At 72.7% G+C, this 18,728-nt stretch carries 17 protein-coding genes; 6 read left to right on the forward strand and 11 right to left on the reverse strand.

Features of this window, described 5'->3' with window-relative positions; translation table 11 throughout:
* Nucleotides 1–8: 8 nt before the first annotated feature.
* The 9 genes from JQN72_RS17345 to JQN72_RS17385 all read right to left on the reverse strand — a co-directional run bounded on the left by JQN72_RS17345 (nucleotide 9) and on the right by JQN72_RS17385 (nucleotide 9,931).
* Entirely contained in the window at nucleotides 9–1,034 is a 1,026-nt protein-coding gene (locus JQN72_RS17345; protein ID WP_204136395.1) for a Gfo/Idh/MocA family oxidoreductase, read from the reverse strand.
* Nucleotides 1,035–1,038: 4 nt separating this feature from the next.
* Complete coding sequence (locus JQN72_RS17350) at nucleotides 1,039–1,956, reverse strand: ATP-binding cassette domain-containing protein (protein WP_204136396.1); 918 nt, start codon at nucleotides 1,954–1,956, stop codon at nucleotides 1,039–1,041.
* Nucleotides 1,956–2,990 carry an ABC transporter permease gene (locus JQN72_RS17355; RefSeq protein WP_204136397.1) on the reverse strand — a complete coding sequence of 345 codons (1,035 nt, stop codon included), beginning with the start codon at nucleotides 2,988–2,990 and terminating at the stop codon, nucleotides 1,956–1,958. The genes JQN72_RS17350 and JQN72_RS17355 overlap by 1 nt, the downstream gene beginning before the upstream one ends.
* Nucleotides 2,991–2,996: 6 nt before the next feature.
* Complete coding sequence (locus JQN72_RS17360; RefSeq protein WP_204136398.1) at nucleotides 2,997–3,992, reverse strand: sugar ABC transporter substrate-binding protein; 996 nt, start codon at nucleotides 3,990–3,992, stop codon at nucleotides 2,997–2,999.
* A gap of 129 nt (nucleotides 3,993–4,121) precedes the next feature.
* A complete protein-coding gene (iolD, locus tag JQN72_RS17365) occupies nucleotides 4,122–6,110 on the reverse strand; it encodes a 3D-(3,5/4)-trihydroxycyclohexane-1,2-dione acylhydrolase (decyclizing) (protein ID WP_204136399.1) in 1,989 nt (662 codons plus the stop codon).
* On the reverse strand, nucleotides 6,107–7,060 hold the full coding sequence (iolB, locus tag JQN72_RS17370; RefSeq protein ID WP_204136400.1) for a 5-deoxy-glucuronate isomerase: 954 nt from the start codon (nucleotides 7,058–7,060) through the stop codon (nucleotides 6,107–6,109). Before iolB ends, iolD begins: the two co-directional genes overlap by 4 nt.
* A complete protein-coding gene (locus tag JQN72_RS17375) occupies nucleotides 7,057–7,953 on the reverse strand; it encodes a deoxyribose-phosphate aldolase (RefSeq protein ID WP_204136401.1) in 897 nt (298 codons plus the stop codon). Before JQN72_RS17375 ends, iolB begins: the two co-directional genes overlap by 4 nt.
* Nucleotides 7,950–8,924, reverse strand: a complete 975-nt coding sequence (gene iolC / locus JQN72_RS17380; RefSeq protein WP_239100841.1) for a 5-dehydro-2-deoxygluconokinase — start codon at nucleotides 8,922–8,924, stop codon at nucleotides 7,950–7,952. Before iolC ends, JQN72_RS17375 begins: the two co-directional genes overlap by 4 nt.
* On the reverse strand, nucleotides 8,921–9,931 hold the full coding sequence (locus JQN72_RS17385) for a Gfo/Idh/MocA family oxidoreductase (RefSeq protein ID WP_204136402.1): 1,011 nt from the start codon (nucleotides 9,929–9,931) through the stop codon (nucleotides 8,921–8,923). Before JQN72_RS17385 ends, iolC begins: the two co-directional genes overlap by 4 nt.
* A 158-nt stretch (nucleotides 9,932–10,089) precedes the next feature.
* On the opposite strand from JQN72_RS17385, the gene JQN72_RS17390 reads away from it, so the two are divergent.
* A complete protein-coding gene (locus JQN72_RS17390; protein WP_204136403.1) occupies nucleotides 10,090–10,830 on the forward strand; it encodes a GntR family transcriptional regulator in 741 nt (246 codons plus the stop codon).
* 18 nt (nucleotides 10,831–10,848) lie between these two features.
* Here JQN72_RS17390 and JQN72_RS17395 read toward each other — a convergent pair whose 3' ends face one another.
* Together JQN72_RS17395 and JQN72_RS17400 are read right to left on the reverse strand one after the other, a co-directional pair.
* The gene (locus tag JQN72_RS17395; protein WP_204136404.1) at nucleotides 10,849–11,784 is read right to left on the reverse strand and encodes a TIM barrel protein; all 936 of its coding nucleotides are present in this window, start codon (nucleotides 11,782–11,784) and stop codon (nucleotides 10,849–10,851) included.
* Nucleotides 11,785–11,919: 135 nt separating this feature from the next.
* Nucleotides 11,920–14,154, reverse strand: coding sequence for a cytochrome P450 (locus JQN72_RS17400; RefSeq protein WP_204136405.1), 2,235 nt, complete (start codon nucleotides 14,152–14,154; stop codon nucleotides 11,920–11,922).
* A gap of 112 nt (nucleotides 14,155–14,266) precedes the next feature.
* Between JQN72_RS17400 and JQN72_RS17405 the strand changes: the two genes are divergently transcribed.
* The 5 genes from JQN72_RS17405 to JQN72_RS17425 all read left to right on the forward strand — a co-directional run bounded on the left by JQN72_RS17405 (nucleotide 14,267) and on the right by JQN72_RS17425 (nucleotide 18,626).
* Nucleotides 14,267–15,262 carry a LacI family DNA-binding transcriptional regulator gene (locus tag JQN72_RS17405; RefSeq protein ID WP_204136406.1) on the forward strand — a complete coding sequence of 332 codons (996 nt, stop codon included), beginning with the start codon at nucleotides 14,267–14,269 and terminating at the stop codon, nucleotides 15,260–15,262.
* Between the two features lie 59 nt (nucleotides 15,263–15,321).
* Nucleotides 15,322–16,359, forward strand: coding sequence for a Gfo/Idh/MocA family protein (locus JQN72_RS17410; RefSeq protein ID WP_204136407.1), 1,038 nt, complete (start codon nucleotides 15,322–15,324; stop codon nucleotides 16,357–16,359).
* 149 nt (nucleotides 16,360–16,508) lie between these two features.
* Entirely contained in the window at nucleotides 16,509–17,960 is a 1,452-nt protein-coding gene (locus JQN72_RS17415; RefSeq protein ID WP_204136415.1) for a lysine--tRNA ligase, read from the forward strand.
* Between the two features lies 1 nt (nucleotide 17,961).
* Nucleotides 17,962–18,180, forward strand: coding sequence for a hypothetical protein (locus JQN72_RS17420; RefSeq protein WP_204136408.1), 219 nt, complete (start codon nucleotides 17,962–17,964; stop codon nucleotides 18,178–18,180).
* A 116-nt stretch (nucleotides 18,181–18,296) separates the two neighbouring features.
* Nucleotides 18,297–18,626 carry an Lsr2 family protein gene (locus JQN72_RS17425; RefSeq protein ID WP_204136409.1) on the forward strand — a complete coding sequence of 110 codons (330 nt, stop codon included), beginning with the start codon at nucleotides 18,297–18,299 and terminating at the stop codon, nucleotides 18,624–18,626.
* Nucleotides 18,627–18,728: the final 102 nt, after the last annotated feature.

The following is an 18,728-nucleotide window of genomic DNA, read 5'->3' on the forward strand; positions in this document are numbered from 1 at the left end:
AGCGGCCCTCACGAGAGCGTCTCCCGGTCCGCGAGCCGCACGCCCACCGGCTCGCCCGAGGCGAGCGACGCCATGCCCGCCTCGGACACGACGGTGGCCGCGTAGCCGTCCCACGTCGTCGGTCCGACGACCTCGCCGCGCCGGGTCGCGTCGACCCAGGCCTGCACCTCGAGGTCGTAGGCGAGGGCGAAGCGCTGCCGGAAGTCGGCCGGGACACCGCCACCCCACGAGCCCCCGACGTCCCTTGCCTGGGTCGTGTAGAGGTCGCCCCACGGGCGGCCCGCGATCGCCGTGCCGCGCTCGCAGACCGCCTCGCAGCGCACCTCGTAGCCGACCTGGTTGCGGACGAACACCTCGTTCGTCACCACCGCGCCTCCGGCCATCCGGAACACCGAAACCTGCGGGTCCACGACACCCGGCGCCGCCGCGGACGTCGGGGTCGGCGAGTGGACGGTGACCTCGGCGATCTCCTCGTCGAAGAGGAACCTCGCGACGTCCACCTCGTGGACGAGGCTGTCCCGGACGATCATCTCGGAGCTGAACGAGTCCGGGACGTCCTTGTTGCGGTGCGTGTTGTGCACGAGCAGCAGCCGGCCGAGACGCCCCGAGCCGAGCAGCTCCTTCATCCGGGCGTACTCGGGGTCGAACCGGCGCATGAAGCCGAGCTGGACGAGCGGACGCCCCACCTCCCGCTCGGCCCGCACGAGCCGCAGCGAGGACTCGCCGTCCATCGTCAGCGGCTTCTCGCACAGCGCGTGCTTGCCGGCCGCGAGGCACGCGAGCACCTGCTCCTCGTGGACGACGCCCGGCGAGGCGATGACCACGGCGTCGACGTCGTCGTCCGCCACGAGGTCCAGCGGGTCGGCCAGGGCGCGCACGCCCTCGTACCGCTCCGCGAGCGCCGTGGCCCGCGCGGTGTCGGGGTCGGACACCGCGACGAGCCGCCCGCCGGAGACCCGTTCGACGACCCGTTCGGCGTGGTCGGCGCCCATGAGGCCGACGCCGATGATCCCGATCCTCAGCTCGTTCCCCACCCGGCTACTCCGTCCGCCTCGGGGCGTCGTCGCCCGGCTCGGCACCGTCACGCTCGTCGTCACCGAGCCCGGGAGCGGGGACGCCGCCGTGCGCGACCTCGTGCGCGGGCGCGACCTTGCCCGGGTCGGCGGCGCTGAGCTCATGGCTGAGCTCGTCGAGCTCCTGGCCGCCGGCCATCTCGCCGGTCAGCTGCTCGAGGGTCAGCTCGTCGCGGTGCGCGTCGAGCGCCACCCGGCCGAGCTTGAGGATGACGAAGTGGTTGCCGACGAGGTAGGCGTGGTGCGGGTTGTGGGTGATGAAGATGACCCCGAGCCCGGCGTCGCGCGCCGCGACGATGTACTTGAGGACCACCCCGGACTGCTTGACGCCGAGCGCCGCGGTCGGCTCGTCGAGGATGACGACCTTGGCCCCGAAGTAGATCGCCCGGGCGATGGCGATGCACTGCCGCTGGCCACCGGAGAGGCTGCCGACCGGACGGTCGAGGTCGGGGATGACGATCCCCATCTTCGTCAGCTCCTCGCCGGCGACGCGCTTCATCGTCTCGATGTCGAGGAACGGGCCCTTGCGGACCTCGTTGCCGAGGAAGAAGTTCCGCCACACCGCCATGAGGGGCGCGAGAGCCAGGTCCTGGTAGACCGTGGCGATGCCGAGGGACTGCGCGGCACGCGGGCTGTTGAACTGCCGGATGACGCCTCCGACCTTCATCGTGCCCTCGGTGTACTCGTGCAGGCCCGCGATGATCTTGATGAGCGTCGACTTCCCGGCGCCGTTGTCCCCGAGCACGCAGGTGACCTCGCCCTGGCGGACACTGATGTTCACCCCGCGGAGCGCGTTGACGTTGCCGTAGCTCTTGCCGATGTCCTCGAGCTCGAGGACCGGGCGGTCCGTCGACTCGACACGGGTGTCCTCGAGAGCAGCCATCAGCCCTCCGCCTTCCGCTTGACGAACATGTTGACGAGCACCGAGGCGATGAGCATGACCCCGAGGAAGGTCCTGAACCAGTCGGGGTTCCAGCCGGCGTAGGTGATGCCGAGCTGGGTCATTCCGAAGATCAGTGCCCCGACCGACGCGCCCACGACCGAGCCGTAGCCGCCGGTGAGGAGGCAGCCGCCGATGACGGCCGCGATGATGTAGATGAACTCGTTGCCGATGCCCTGGCCGGACTGCAGGTTGTTGAACTGGAACAGCAGGTGCATCCCGAGCAGCCACGCCGCGAGGCCCACGCCCATGAAGAGCGCGATCTTCGTCGCGACGACCGGGACGCCCACCGCCCTCGCGGCCGCGGAGTCGCCGCCGACCGCGAAGATCCAGTTGCCGTACCGGCTGCGCAGCAGCAGCACCGCGGCGATGACCGTGAACACCACCCAGTAGACGACCGGGATCTTCACGTTGACCGGGCCGAGGGAGAAGTCCGCGGCGAAGACGGCCTTGGCGGAGTCGAAGCCGTCCAGGTCGCGCAAGGAGTTCGACGACACCCCGCCGGTGATGAGACGGGTCATCGCGAGGTTGACGCCCTGCAGCACGAAGAACGTGCCGAGGGTGACGAGGAAGCTCGGCAGGCCGGTCTTGTGCAGCAGGAAGCCGTTGAAGGCCCCGATCGCCAGCGAGATGAGGAGGGCGATGAACACGCCCGCCCAGACGTTGAGGCCGAACCACCACGCGGTGTGCGCGGCGGCCAGCCCCGACGTCGTCACGGCCACACCTGCCGACAGGTCGAACTCCCCACCGATCATGAGCATCGCCACCGCGACCGCCATGATGCCGATCGTCGAGGAGCCGTAGAGGATCGTGCCGATGTTGCCGACGCTGCGGAACGCGGGGGCCACCGCGAGGAACAGCGTGGCGACCGCGATCGCTCCGATCAGCGCGCCGACCTCGGGACGGGCCAGGACGGTGGAGAGCGTCGAGCGGGTGCCGACGCGGTCGTCGGCGGGTGTGGCCGTGACGGTCGCCATCTCAGGTCACCGCGTTCCGTTCTGGGCGAACTCGGCGACCTGCTCGACGTTCGAGGAGTCGACGAACGCCGGGCCCGTCGCGACGTTCTCGCCGCCACCGAGGACGTTGCCGTTGTTGATGTAGAGCCACAGCGAGTCGACGGCGAGGTAGCCCTGGACGTACGGCTGCTGGTCGATGGCGAAGGCGACGTCGCCGTCCTGGATCGCGCTGACGAGCTCGCCGTTGGTGTCGAACGTGCCGATCTTCGCCTCCGAGCCCGCGCCCTCGACGGACTGGACCGCGTCGAGTGCGAACTGCGCGCCGAGGGTCAGCACGTAGTCGACGCTCTTGTCCTCGGTGAGCTTGGCCTGGATGGCCGTCGTCACCGCCGAGTCGTCGCGGCCGTTGACGTAGAGCCGCTCGACCTTCGCCCCCTCGGCACCCTCGGTGACACCGTCGCACCGTGCCTCGAGCTGGGACTGGCCCTGCTCCTGGATGACGCAGACGATGTTCTTGCCGCCTTCCTCGACGATCTTCTCGCCGGCGGCGACGCCGGCGTCGCTCTCGCTCTGGCCGAAGAAGCCGATGGCGCCGAGGCCGAGGGCGTCCGGGCCGCCGGCGTTGAACATCGAGACGGGGATGCCGGCGGCGACCGCCGACTCGATGACCGCGCCGAGCGCGCCGGTGTTGGGATCGGTGACGGCGATCCCGTCGACCCCCTTGTCGATGGCCGCCTGGACGAGCTGGGCCTGCTTCGTCGCGTCGGGGTCGTTGGAGTACTCGAGGTTGACGTTGTCCTTCTGCGACGCGGACTCGGCACCCTTGCGGATGACGTCCCAGAAGGTGTCTCCGGGTGCCTGGTGGGTGATCATCGCGATGGTGATCTGCTCGGTGTCGGCCTGGCCGGCGTTGCCGCCGCCACCGTCGGAGGTCTCGCGGCCGCCTCCCGAGGAGCACGCCGCGAGCGAGAGCGCGGCGACGAGAGAGGCGGCGGCGAGGACCGTGGGCTTCGTGCGGGTCATGGGGTTTTCTGCCTTTCGAACATCACCGCTTCGTCGAGGCGGTGTCCTGGGGTTCCGTGAGCTGTGCTGGTCGGACGGACGGGAAGGTCGGTGGCCGCGGCGCGGCGTCGGGTGCTCGCAGGTCGGGCCTCAGCCCCTCTCGGCGCGCCGGCCCCGGCGGCGTCCGGTCGGGACGTCCGTCGGGGTGACGAGGGGTCGCTGGCTCTTCTTGTGGTCGGTGTAGTCGCCGTGCGCCGACCGGGTGGTCGACAGGTCGCTGACCTCGCTCACCGGCACGTCCCACCAGCTCTCGCTGTCGGGCGCGTGGACGAACGGGTCGGTCTCGACGTGGATGACGACGGGCCCGCCGTCCTGCGGCCACGCACGGGCCTCGGCGACCGCCGCCGCGAGGCCCTCCGCGGAGTGCACCTCGATGACGTGGCAGCCGAGGCTGCGCGCGTTGGCGGCGAGGTCGACCGGCACGAGATCGCCGTCGAGCCGGTGGCTCTCCTCGCCACGCATCCGGTAGCGGGTGCCGAAGCGCTGCGAGCCGAGGCTCTCCGAGAGCGAGCCGATCGAGTGGAAGCCGTGGTTCTGGACGAGGACGACGACGACCTTGACCCGCTCCTGGACGGCGGTGACGAGCTCGGTGGGCATCATGAGGTAGCCGCCGTCGCCGACCATCGCGAACACCTCGCGGGTGGGGTCGGCGAGCTTGATCCCGATCGACGCGGGCACCTCGTAGCCCATGCAGGAGTACCCGTACTCGACGTGGTACGCCTTGCGGTCCCGCACCCGCCACAGCTTGTGCAGGTCACCGGGCATCGAGCCGGCGGCGCAGAGGACGACGTCGCGCGGGTCGGTGAGCTCGTTGACCGCGCCGAGCACCTGGCCCTGGGTGAGCAGGCCGTCGGCGAGCTTCCTCGTCACCCTGCGCGGCGGGTCGTAGGCGGCCTCGACCGCGGCGTCCCACTCCTTCCACAGCTTCGCCTGGCGCCGGCGGTACGAGCCGGGCACCGACCAGTCGTCGAGGGCGCCGGTGAGGGCGACGAGCGCCTCGCGCGCGTCCGCGACGACCGACAGGCCACTGTGCTTCCCGGCGTCGAACGCGGCGATGTTGACGTTGACGAACCGCACGCCGTCGGCCTGGAACGCGGTGCGCGAGGCGGTCGTGAAGTCGCTCCACCGGGTGCCGACCCCGATGACGACGTCGGCCTCGCGGGCGAGCGCGTTGGCGGCGGTCGTGCCGGTGGAGCCCACGGCGCCCATCTGCTGCGGGTGGCCGTGCGGCAGCGATCCCTTTCCGGCCTGCGCCTCCCCGACGGGGATGCCGGTGGACTCGCAGAACGCCCGCAGCGCGTCCTCGGCGCCGGAGTAGTGGACGCCACCCCCGGCGACGAGCATCGGCCGCTTCGCGGACCGGATGACCTCCGCGGCCGCGGCGACGCGGTCGGGCTCGGGCAGTGGGCGCGCGACGTGCCAGGTGCGCTCGGCGAAGAGCTCCTCGGGCCAGTCGAACGCCTCGGCCTGGACGTCCTGCGGGAGCGAGATCGTCACCGCACCGGTCTCGGCGGGGTCGGTGAGCACGCGCATCGCACCGAGCAGCGCCGACGGCAGCTGCTCGGGCCGCATCACCTCGTCGAAGAACCGGGACAGCGGCCGGAAGGCGTCGTTGACGGTGACGTCCCCGGCGTGCGGCAGCTCGAGCTCCTGGAGCACCGGCGCCGAGACGCGGGTGGCGAAGGTGCCCGACGGCAGGAGCAGCACGGGCAGCCGGTTGACCGTCGCGAGCGCGGCGCCGGTGAGCATGTTCGTCGAGCCCGGGCCGACCGACGCGGTGCAGGCCCAGGTCTGCAGCCGGTCCTTCTGCCGGGCGTAGGCGACGGAGGTGTGCACCATCGCCTGCTCGTTGCGGGCGAGCACGTACGGCAGCCCGGGAGTCTCGCCGGCCTCGGTGGCGCGGACCTCCTCCTGGAGCAGCGCCTGGCCGACTCCCGCGACGTTGCCGTGCCCGAAGATGCCGAAGCACCCGGCGAACAGCCGCCGGCGCTCGCCGTCGCGCTCGGTCCACTGCTGCGCGAGGAAGCGCACCGTGGCCTGGGCGACGGTGAGCCGGACGGTGCCGGGCGAACGGCTCATCGGGTCTCCTGTCCGGTCGGGAGGCGGGGGTCGACGGGCTGGTCCGCCCAGCCGTCGCGGACCCAGGCGTGCGCCGGGTCGTCACAGATGCGCCAGGCCCGCTCCGGTCCGGGGCCGGCCATGACGTTGAGGTAGTACAGGTCGGCGTCCGGAGCGGCCATCGCGGGCCCGTGCCACCCGTGCGGGACGAGGACGACGTCGCCGGTCCCGACCTCGGCGAGGACGTCGAGACCGGGGCGGGCCGCGGCACCGTAGACCCGCAGGTAGCCGACCGGGTCGGTGCCGCGGTCGTCGGTCGAGCGGGTCTCGACGTAGTAGATCTCCTCGAGCTCGGTCTCCTCGCCGGGGCGTTCCTGGTCGTGCTTGTGCGGCGGCCAGCTGGACCAGTTGCCCGCCGGCGTAACGACCTCGCAGACGAGGAGGGAGTCGGCGTCGAGGACGTCCGGCAGGCCCAGGTTGCGGACCTCACGGCTCGCGGTGCCCGCGCCCCGGAGCTCGACCGGTACCTCGGCCGCGCGGACGTGCCGGTACGGCTTCGGCTGCTCGGCCTTGGTGGCCGGGGCGCCGCAGAGCGCGACCCGCGCGGACCCGTCCGAGGTGTTGGTGACCCGGATCGTCGAGCCGCGGCCCGCGTAGACGACGTCTGTAGGCCCGGCGAAGACCGACGGACGCCCCGGGAGGTCGACCGAGTGCTCGGTGCCGTCGGCCTCGGTGACCTCGACGCGCCAGGCCCCGGTCAGGGGGACGACCAGCGTCTCCTCGCCGCCGGAGTCGTGCTCGGCGTGTCCCTCCGCGGCGCACCATGCGACCCGCAGCGTCGTGTGCCGCCATCCCTCGACGGGATGCGACGCGGTCGGCGTGATCGCGACCCGGAACCGCCCCTCGGAGGAGCTGCCGAGCGGGCGGACGTAGTGGTGGTTGTCCAGGCCGGTGCCGGACACGGGGCTCATCGGGATCCTCCGTGGACGAGATGGGCGGCGATGTCGACGGCGGCGGAGACGTCGCCGTCCGGGGGGTAGAGGAGGGCGCGGCCCACGACGAGTCCCCGGACAGCCGGGATGTCGAGGGCGGCCCCCCACGAGGCGTAGGTGTCGTCGGGGTGGCCCTGGGGGTCGCCCCCGAGCAGCAGGGTGGGCAGGGTCGTGGCGTCCATGACCCGCTCGAGGTCGTCGACCACCGGCAGCTTGAGCCAGGTGCGCGCGCTCGTCGCCCCCAGGCCGGAGGCGACGTGGATCGAGCGGATGGTCGAGTCCGGGTCGAGGAGGTTGCGGACCCGGCCGTCCTCGACGACCGACCAGAACGGCTCGACCATGGCCATCAGGCCGTGCCCGGCGAGCGCGGTCACCGCGTGCGCGCTCGCCTCGAGCGTCGCCACCGTGCCGGGATGGTCCAGCGCCACCCGGGTGAGCATCTTCCCGCCGTCCAGACCGCGCGCGGCGATCTCGTCCGCCGTGTAGCCGGTGAACCGGTCGTCGAGCTCGAAGACCGACCCCTGCAGGCCGCCGCGGTTCATCGACCCGATGGCGAGACGGCCCTCGAGGGCACCCATGAGGAGGAGGTCGTCGAGGACGTCGGGGGTGCCGAGCACGCCGTCCACGCCGGGGCGCGACACGGCGGTCGCGAGCCGCTCGAGGAGGTCGGTGCGGCTCGCCATGGCCCGGGCGTCGCCCCGCACGCCGAGGGCACCGCGCGCCGGGTGGTCGGCGGCGACGACGAGGAGGCGGCCGTCGTCCCCGAGGAGCGGGCGACGCTCGCGGCCCGCCCACGCCGTGCCGATGCGCTCGGGCTCGCCGGCCCGGATGTCGGTGAGCTCGGCGCGGGAGACACGCTGGAAGGAGGTCATGACGCGTCCCCTCCGTCGGCGAGCGCGGCCTGCACCTCGTAGGTCGTCGGCATGGCGGTCGAGCACTCCAGCCGGGACGCGACGATCGCGCCCGCGACGTTCGCGAACGCGACGGTGCGGCGCAGGTCCCACTCGGCGAGCAGGCCGTGGACGAGGGCCCCGCCGAAGGCGTCCCCGGCCCCGAGGCCGTTGACGACGGTGACCCGGTGCGGTGCGACCTCCACCCGCTCGTCCCGGGTGACCGCGAGGACGCCCCTGGGGCCCTGTTTGACGACGGCGAGGTCGAGGCCGCGCTCGAGCAGCGCGTCCGCGGCCCGCTGGGGGTCGGTCTCGCCGACGGCGATCTCGCACTCCTCGCGGTTGCCGACGGCGACGGTCACGTGCTCGAGGGCCTTGCCCACCTGCTCGCTCGCCTCGGTGGGGTCGGCCCAGAACATCGGGCGGTAGTCGAGGTCGAGGACGGTGTGCCCGGCCCGGCCCCGCACGTCCCACGCCGCGGTGTGCGCGGACCGGGAGGGCTCCTGGGACAGACCGGTCACCGTGGCCCAGAAGACCCGGGCCTCGCGGATCGCCTCGTGGGGCAGCTCGTCCGGGGTGATGAGCAGGTCCGGTGCGGAGGGGTACCGGTAGAAGTGCAGCGGGAAGTCGTCCGGGGGGAAGACCTCGCAGAAGGTGACCGGGGTGGGCGGACCGTCCCCCTCGATGACCGAGACGAACTCCGGGTCCACCCCGAGCCGCGCGGTCTCGCGGCGGACGTAGCGGCCGAACGGGTCGGCCCCCACCTTGGTCACGAGTGCCACCCGGCGGCCGTGCCGGGCTGCGGCGACGGCGACGTTCGTGGCGCTGCCGCCGAGGAACTTCTGGAAGGTGCGGACGTCCTCGAGACCGACGCCGTGCTCGAGGGGGTAGACGTCGACGCCGGTGCGTCCCATCGAGACGAGGTCGTAGGCGGGTGCGGACATCTCGCTCATCCTTCGACCGTGGCGATCTCGGCCATGTCCACGGGGCGGCGCTCGGCGCGGGAGAGCTCACAGGCCTCGGCGACGCGGAACGCCTCGAGGGCGTCGCGGACCGTGCAGGGGCTCGCGAGGTGGCCGGCGGCGACCTCGCAGAAGGCCGCGAGCTCGGCCGTGTACGCGGTCCGGAAGCGGTCCATGAAGACCAGGTGGGGCGTACCGCGGGGGAAGTCGGCACCCGGCTCCGCGGACACGAGGGCGAGCGAGTCGTCGAACCCGACGCCGAGGACGGCGTGCTCGCCCATGACCTCCATCCGGACGTCGTAGCCGGTGCCGGAGTAGCGCGTCGCCGTGACCGTCGCGAGCGTCCCGTCGTCGAGGGTGAGCACCGCGACCGCGGTGTCGACGTCGCCGGCCTCGCGGAAGAAGGGCGCACCGACGTTCTCGCCGGTCGCGTACACCGTGACGACCTCGCGGCCGGTGACGAAACGGATGCCGTCGACGTCGTGCACGGCGCAGTCCCGGAAGATGCCGCCGCTCGTCGGGATGTACGCGGCGTGGGGCGGCGCCTGGTCGTGGGTCTGGCTGCGGACGGCGTGGACGGTACCCAGCTCGCCCGCCGCGACGGCCTCCCGGGCACGCCGGTGGCCGGGGTCGAAGCGGCGCTGGAAGCCGACGTGCACCGGGACGTCGGTCGACTCGGCGAGGTGGGCCAGCTCGATGGTCTCCGCGAGGGTCGCGGCCACGGGCTTCTCGCAGAAGACCGGGACGCCGGCCTCCAGGGCGGCCCGCAGCAGCGGCGCGTGGCCCGGGGTGGCGGTGGCGATGACGACGCCGTCGATGCCGGAGTCGAGGAGGGTCGCCGCGTCCGGCGCGGTCTCGAGCCCGAGCTCGGTGGCGACCTTCTCGGTGAGCACGGGGTCGGCGTCGGTGGCGACCACCGTGTCGACGGCCGGCAGCGCGGAGAGGGTCGCCGCGTGGAAGGCACCGATACGCCCCACACCCGCCAGACCGATCCGCATCCGCACTCCTTCGTGAGAGGCGCCGTCCGTGGCGCCGAGGGGGACGGGTCCACTGTCGCCGGGACGTGACGTCATGTCAAGACTTTGTCCTTACATTCTGATATATGCACCTCAGGAACGGCTGACTTCCGCGTGGGGTCTGTCTTACAGTGCTCTGCGTGAGCGCGCACCTCGTCACCGTCGAGATCGACCGCGACTCACCCGTGCCGCTCTACCACCAGCTGGCCGAGCAGCTGAGCGGGGCGATCGCCGACGGACGGCTCCAGCCCGGCGACCCGTTCGAGAACGAGGTCGCCCTGGCCGCCCGGCTCGCCCTGTCCCGCCCCACGGTGCGCCGGGCCATCCAGGAGATGGTCGACCAGGGCCTCCTCGTCCGCCGCCGCGGCCTCGGCACCCACGTCGCCAACCGCAAGGTGCACCGCCGCGCCGAGCTCACCTCGCTCTGGGACGACCTGCGACGCGAGGGGCGGCACCCGAGCTCCTCCGTCGTCAGCCTCGAGACGGTCACCGACGAGCGCGCCGCCGCGGCGCTCGACCTCCCGGCCGACTCACCGCTGCTCCGCGTCGTGCGGGTGCGGTCGGCCGACGACGCCCCCATCGCGTACCTGCACAACTGGCTGCCGCCCCGCTTCTCCGACGTCACCCGCGAAGAGCTCGAGGAGACCGGGCTGTACGCGGCGCTGCGGGCCCGCGGGGTCAAGCCGGTCGTCGCCCGGCAGACCATCGGGGCGCGGATGCCCACGCCCACCGAGCGCCGGCACCTCGGCATCCGCGGCCAGCAGCCCGTGCTGACGATGAGCCGGATGGCCTTCGACGCCGCCGGCAACGCCGTGGAGTTCGGCGACCACTGCTACCGCGCCGAGGACTACTCGATCGACATCATGGTGGACGAGCGCTGACTCCCGGCGGGGCCGGCGTCAGGGCAGACCGAGGCCGAGGCTCGCGAGGTACCTGCGCGTCTCGACGGCGATGGGCAGCGGGTCGGTCTTCGGGCAGCCGTACATGTCCTGCTCGCAGACGACGTAGAGCTCCTTGTCGAGGTCGGCGAGCGCCTCGACGAGGTCGCGCATGTCCGGCAGGCCCGCCGGTGGCGCCACGGAGACCCCGGCGTGCACCGCCTGGACGAACGGCCAGTCCTCGTCGTGCGCCTGCTGGACCAGGGCGGCGTCCATCGCTTTGATGTGGACGTAGGAGATCCGCTCGGGGTACTTGCGGCAGAGCTCCATCGGGTCGCCGGAGCCGTAGACGATGTGGCCGGTGTCGAGGCAGAAGCCGACGTACTCGGGGTCGGTGGCCTCGAAGACGCGGTCGATGTCCTCGGGAGTCTCGATGTGGCTGTCGCCGTGCGGGTGCAGCACCATCGTCAGTCCGTAGTCCTCCTTCATGATCCGGCCGAGCCGGTTCGCGTTGGAGATGTAGAGCCGCCAGGCCTCGGGGGTGAGGACCTTGTCGTCGATGTAGGCGCCGGTCTTCTCGTCACGGAACATCGGGGGGAGGTGGACGACGTACTCGGCGCCGACCGCGGCGTGCGTCTCACCGATGGAGCGGAAGAGCTTCTCGGTGTCGGCCCAGGCCTCCTCCTTGTGGAGGATGCCCCAGCCGGTGCCGGCGACGACCCGGAAGCCGCGGGCGTCCATCTCGTCCTGGAGGCGCGCCGGGTCGGTGGGGAAGTACCCGAACGGGCCGGTCTCCATGACGGAGAAGCCGGCCTCGGCCATCTCGTCGAGCGCGACGTCCCAGTCGATCTGCTTCTCGTCCTGCGGGAACCAGACGCCCCACTGGTCGGGGCACACGCCGAGGGTCAGCTTGCCGTAGCGCGGGTCGGTCGTGTTGCGTGCCTTGGACTCGGCCACAGGGGCTCCTCTCGACGGTGAGGGTCGGACCAGCAAATGTTAGATCATTATGTCATGCGGTCAAAGCCCCGTCGAGATATCCGCAGCCGAGGCGCGCCGCGCGGTCGAGGTGAAACGCGACCCCCCCAAAGGCGCCTATAAACACAACCCCCCCCGCGCGGACAGGTGGCGGACGAGACGCGACGTGCAGGAGCGCGAGACACAGATCATCATGCAGTCGCCGGCCTCGCGCTCGGTCTCGTCGAGCACCGAGTCGCGGTGGTCCGGTGTCCCCTCGAGAACGGTCGTCTCGCACGTGCCGCAGGTCCCCTCGGCGCACGAGGACACGGTCGGCACGCCGGCCTCCGCGACGGCGTCGAGCACCGAGACGTCCGGGGGCACGGTGACCGTCCGGCCGCTCGCCCGCAGCTCGACCTCGAAGGCGTCGGCCCGCACCGGGTCGGTCAGCGGCTTCGCGGCGAACCGCTCGACGTGCAGGCTGCCCCGCGGCCACCCGGCGGTGGCGGCCTCGACCGCGTCGAGCAGCGGGCCGGGGCCGCAGCAGTAGACGGCCGTGGCCTCCCGCGGCTCGCCGAGGGCGGCCGCGAGGTCGAGCAGGCCCGTCTCGTCCTGCGGTGCGACCGTCACCCGGTCCCCGTACCGCTCGAGCTCGTCGAGGAAGGCCATCGACGCCCGGCTCCGTCCGCCGTAGGTGAGGTGCCAGTCGGCGCCGCGCGCCTGCGCCTCGCGCAGCATCGGCAGGATCGGCGTGATGCCGATGCCACCCGCGACGAACACGTACTCGTCGGACTCGGCGAGCCGGAAGTGGTTGCGCGGCCCGACGACCCGCACCGTGTCGCCGGCGCGCAGGCCCGCGTGCACCAGCTCGGAGGTCCCGCGGCTCGCGGGCTCGCGGAGCACGCCGAGCCGGTAGGTGGAGCAGTCGTCCGGGTCGCCGCAGAGCGAGTACTGCCGGGTGCGCACCCCGGGCAGGACGAGGTCGACGTGCGCGCCGGGCCGCCACGCCGGGAACGGGCCCCCGGAGGTCGGGCGCAGGGTGAGCGAGACGACGCCGTCGGCCACGGCGTCCTTGGCCTCGACGACCGCCTCGGTCATCGTCTCGCCGGTGAGCCGGGAGACCGCGTCGCCGGACTCCCCGCGCTCACCCGGTGGCGTGAACGAGACGGGCAGGTGCCACCACACGTGCATGTTGGGCGTACTGCGGTACTTCTCGGGCTCGCCGTCCAGGGCGTAGCGGCCGAGGACGGGCAGCGCCTCCTCGAGGGCGACCTGGGTCTCGAGCAGCGCGAGCGGGCGCCCGAGGCATCCGTGCATCCCCTCGCCGAACCCGAGGTGGCGGAACCGGCCACGGGTCACGAGGTAGCGGTCGGCGTCCTCGAACCGGCGCTCGTCGCGGTTGGCCGCGCCGTAGACGAGGACGACGCGGCCACCCTCCGGGATCGTCGTGCCGTGCAGCGTGACGTCGCGGGCTGCCGTGCGGCCGACGAGCTGCAGCGGGGTGTTCCACCGCACCGCCTCGTCGACGGCCGACGGGATGAGCGAGGGGTCGCGCAGCACGAGCTCGCGCTGGTCGGGGTGGTCGGCGAGCAGCCTGAAGGTCGTCCCGATGAGGCCGGCGGTCGACTCCACCCCGCCGAGGAAGAGCACCATCATCAGGCCGAGCACCTCGGACGCGGGGGTGATGTGCTCCTCGGCGAAGGGGACGCCGCCGATGTCGGTCCGCACGAGGTGGGTGAGGACGTCGTCACGGGGGTGCGCACGCCGGTCGTCGAGCAGGTGCACGAAGTAGTCGCGGATGCCCTCGGTCGCCGCCCGCGCGACCGGGGTCAGTCTCTGGTCGCCCGGCTTGCGGTCCTTGAGCTGGTGCACCCAGGTGTCGAGCTGCGCCCGGGTCGCCGGGTCGTCGTGCCGCCCGGGGAGGCCGAGGACCGCGAAGAACACGTCGTTGGGGATCGGCCAGGCGAACTCCTGCGCGAGGTCCACCCGCCCGCGGTCGCGCCACGGGGCGAGGTGCCCGCGGATGACGGCCCGGATGGCGTCCTCGCGCTCGGCGATGCGCCGCGGCAGGAAGAACGGCTGGATGACCTGCCGCAGCGCGTCGTGGCGGGGGTTGTCGATGTCGGGCAGGAAGCCCGGCCCGGACTGGTCCTTCGCGGTGTCGTCGATGTCGATGCCCTCGAAGGACAGGAAGGTCTCCGGGTCGGTGGCGGCGGCGCGGACGTCGTCGAACCGGGACAGCGCCCACCATCCCCACTTCTCGGAGTGGTAGACCGGCGCCTCCTCGCGCATCCAGTCGTAGACCGGGAACGGGTCGGCCTTGAACTCGTCGGAGAACGGGTCGTACTCGCGGGGGGTTGCGGCGACGGTCATCTGCGGCTCCTCGGGCGGCTGCCGATGGGCTATCCTTAAAGCGCTTTAAGGCAGTCTGGGACCGCTCCGGCGATGCTGTCAAGGGATGCCCGTCGGTGGAAGGATCGCGCCCATGCCCCGCGCCCGCCTCGCCGACGTCGCCCGGCGGGCCGGCGTGTCCACGGCCACCGTGTCGCTCGTGCTGCGCGACCGGCCCGGACCGAGCCAGGCCACCCGCTCCGCGGTGCACGAGGCGGCCGGGGCCCTCGGCTACCGCGCCGACCGGTCGGCCAGCGCCCTGGCCCGCAAGCGCTCGCACCTGCTCGGCGTCGTCCTGGACGTGAGCCATCCGTTCCACGCCACGATGGTCGACGCCCTCGACGGCGCGGTGGCGGGCACCGGCCTCGACCTCGTCCTGTCGACGACGACGTCCCGCCGGGACGAACGGGCGGCGGTCGACACCCTCGTCGACTCCCGCTGCGCGGGCGTCCTCCTGCTCGGGACGACGCTCGGCGACGACGCCCTCGACACCCTGGCCGCCGATGCGCCGCTCGTCGTCGTCGGACGTCCCGGGGCCCGTCTGGCCCGCGGGGTGCGGGCCGACGACGCCCACGGGCTGCGGCTCGTCGTCGACCACCTCACCCGGCTCGGCCACACCCGCATCGCCTACGCCGACGGGGGCCGCGGGGCGATCTCCACGGCACGACGGCAGGGCTACCGGGCCGCGATGCGGGACCACGGGCTGGCGCCGGCCGCCGCCGTCGTGCGGGCCGGCGACACCGAGGCCGGGGGGCTCGTGGCCGGGGCGGCCCTCGCGGCGGAACCGCCGGGCACACGCCCCACGGCGGTCGTCGCGTTCAACGACCGGTGCGCCCTGGGTGTGCGCGACGTGATGGTCCGCGCCGGGCTCGCCGTCCCCACCGACCTCTCGGTCGTCGGCTACGACGACAGTCCGCTCGCCCGGCTCGAGACCGTGCGGCTGACGTCGGTGAGCCAGGACCCGGAGGCCCTGGCCCGGGCGAGCATCGCGTCCATGACGGCGCTCCTCGACGGCACGACCGGGGTCGAGGACGTCGTCGTGGAACCCCGGCTCGTCGTCCGCGACTCCACGGCCGCGCCCCGCGGCTGAGGTGGTTCCGGCGGCATCGGTCCCCGCTCGGCCGGCCCCCTCCCCCTAGGCTCGGCGCCATGACCGTGCCGACGACGTCGACGGACCCGCTGCGGATCGGGGTGCTGGGCGCCGCCCGGATCACCGAGCTCGCCCTCCTCTCCCCCGCCCGCGCGCTCGGTGTCGAGGTCGTCGCGTGCGCCGCCCGGGACCCCCGGCGCGCCCGGGAGTTCGCCGACCGGCACGGCATCCCCCGCGTGCACACCTCGTACGCCGAGCTGCTCGCCGACCCCGACGTCGAGGCGGTGTACGACCCGCTCCCCAACGGCCTCCACGGCCACTGGAACCGGCGCGCGGCCGAGGCCGGCAAGCACGTCCTCGCCGAGAAGCCGTCGGCGGCGAACGCCGACGAGGCCCGCGCGACGCTCGAGGCCGTCCGGGCGAGCGGGGTCGTGCTCATGGAGGCGTTCCACTACCCGTACCACCCGCTGTGGCAGCGCGCCGTCGGGATCGTCCGGGACGGCGGCGTCGGCGAGGTCCGGCACGTCGAGGCCACCCTCTCGATGCCCGACCCCGGCGCCGACGACCCCCGGTGGAACCCCGCCCTCGCCGGCGGCTCGACCATGGACCTCGGCTGCTACAGCCTCTCGGCGCTGCGGCTCCTCGGGGCGTTGCTCGGCGGGCCGCCGCGGCTCACGGGGGCGAGCGCCCGCGCGCGCGAGGGCGCCCCGGGCGTGGACGCCGAGCTGTGGGTCGACGTCGAGTACCCGTCCGGGGTGACGGGCCGGGGCGGCAGCCGGATGGACGCCGCCGAGCTGGACTTCCACCTCACGGTCCAGGGGACGGCAGGCACCCTGCACGTCCCGAGCTACCCGCTGCCGCACCTCGACGACTCCCTCGTCCTGCGGGCCGCCGACGGCACCGAGACCGTCGAGCACCTCGGCGAGCGCAGCAGCTACACCTACCAGCTCGAGGTCTTCAGGGCGGCGGTCCGCGAGGACGCGCCGGTGCTCACCGACGCGCAGGACGCCGTCGAGCAGATGGAGCTCGTCGACGCCGCGTACCGCCTGGCCGGGATGGAGCCGCACCACCCCACCCCCCACGGCGAACGTGTGTGAACTCGCCGCGGGACCTGCGGCGTGTTCACACACGTTCGCGGGAGGAGGGGGCGGGTGACCGACGAGCACGGCGCCCGGGCCTCGTAGGCTTGACCCCCGTGACCGACACGCCCACGCCCGCCGCGCCCGAGGCCGACCTGCCGGAGCAGATGCGGGTGCGCCGCGAGAAGCGCGACCGGATCCTCGCCGGCGGAGGCGAGGCCTACCCGGTCACCGTGCCCCGGACGCACTCGCTGGCCGACGTGCGGACGGGCTGGGACCACCTCGAGACCGGTGCGGAGTCCCAGGACGTCGTCGGGGTCGCCGGCCGGGTCGTCTTCGTCCGCAACACCGGCAAGCTGGCGTTCGCCACGCTCCAGGAGGGCGTGGGCACCCGCCTGCAGGTGATGCTCAGTCTCGCGGAGGTCGGCGAGGACGCCCTCGCCGCGTGGAAGACCGACGCCGACCTCGGCGACCACGTGTGGGTCGAGGGCCGGGTCATCAGGAGCCGTCGCGGCGAGCTCTCCGTCATGGCCTCGCGATGGGGCATGGCGAGCAAGGCGCTGCGCCCGCTGCCGGTGCTGCACAAGGAGCTCTCGGAGGAGTCGCGGGTCCGGCAGCGCTACGCCGACCTCGTGGTGCGCCAGCAGGCCCGTGACATGGTGCGGACCAAGGCCGCCGTCCTGTCGGCCGTCCGGCGGGTGCTCGAGGGCCAGGGCTACGTCGAGGTCGAGACCCCGGTCGTCCAGCTCGTGCACGGCGGGGCCGCGGCCCGCCCCTTCCGCACGCACATGAACGCGTTCGACCACGAGATGGTCCTGCGCATCGCCCTCGAGCTCAACCTCAAGAAGGCCGTCGTCGGCGGCGTCGAGCGCGTCTACGAGATGGGCCGGATCTTCCGCAACGAGGGCGTCGACGCCACCCACTCCCCCGAGTTCACGATGCTCGAGGCCTACCAGGCCTGGGGTGACCAGCGGACGATCGGCGAGCTGATCCGGGACATCTACCTCGGCGTCGCCGACACCCTGGGGTCACGGCAGGTCGACACGCCCGCCGGTGTCGTCGACCTCGACGCCGAGTGGCGGTGGCTGCCGGTGTACGAGGCCGTGAGCGAGGCCGTCGGCGAGACGGTCACCATCGACACCCCGAAGGAGACGCTGCTCGGGTACGCGCAGCGGCACGGGGTGGAGGTGGACCCCGGCCTCGAGAAGGACAAGGTCTTCCTCGAGCTCCTCGGGGAGCTCGTCGAGCCGGGCCTGCTCCAGCCGACGTTCCTGTGCGACTACCCGGCGATCGCCCAGCCGCTGGCCCGCCCGCACCGCGACACACCGGGGCTCATCGAGGCCTGGGACCTCGTCATCGGCGGGGTCGAGCGCGGTACCGGGTTCTCCGAGCTCGTCGACCCGGTCGTCCAGCGCGAGGTGCTCACCGAGCAGTCGCTACGGGCCGCGGGGGGGGACCCAGAGGCCATGCAGCTGGACGAGGACTTCCTGCGGGCACTCGAGTACGGCGCGCCGCCGATGGGTGGCCTGGGACTGGGAATCGACCGCCTCGTGATGCTCTTCACCGGCGCCAGCATCCGCGAGACCATCCTCTTCCCGCACCTGAAGCCGGAGGTGTGACGTGAGTGCGATCTGGCCGTATGTCGCGGCACTCGTCCCGACCCTCGTCGTCGCGGCGTTCTTCTACGCCATCATGAAGCGAATGATCGAGGGAGACCGTCGGGAACGACTGGCCCAGAGGCGTTTCGAGCAGGAGATCGACCGCCGCCGGGCTCGCGGCGAAAATGATGTCGCGGGCAGTGCCGAGACAGCTCCGGAGGATGGCGACAAATCGCCCTGAGCCCTAAACCGGCGATTCGGCTTTACGATTACTTTGCTCTGGCTATACTCCGTGTATACGCTCAAGGGTGCATCCTCGTTCATGCACAGAATACTCACCCCCCGAAGGAAAATTTCATGGCAAAGAAGGTCCAGGTGCTCCTCGTCGACGACGTGGACAAGGAGTCACCCGCCGATGAGACCGTGACGTTCGCGCTCGACGGTGTCAGCTACGAGATCGACCTGACCAACGACAACGCGGCCAAGCTGCGCGACGCGCTGGCCATGTGGATCGGGCACGCCGAGCGCACCGGAGGACGCCGTTCCACGGGACGCGTGCCCGGTCGTGGCCAGCGCCGCAACGTCAGCGCGATCCGCGAGTGGGCCCGCGAGAACGGCTACGACGTCAGCGAGCGCGGCCGCATCTCCACCGAGGTCCAGGAGGCCTACGAGAAGGCCAACTCCTGACGAAGAACGTTCTGTCGAGCACGGCGGGGGGGCCCCCCCCCCCGGGGGCCCCGGGGGGGGGGGGCCCCCCCCCCCCCGCGCGCGCCGCCCACACCCCCCCCC

It is taken from the genome of Phycicoccus sp. CSK15P-2, from assembly GCF_016888005.1.
Taxonomy (GTDB): Bacteria; Actinomycetota; Actinomycetes; order Actinomycetales; family Dermatophilaceae; genus Phycicoccus.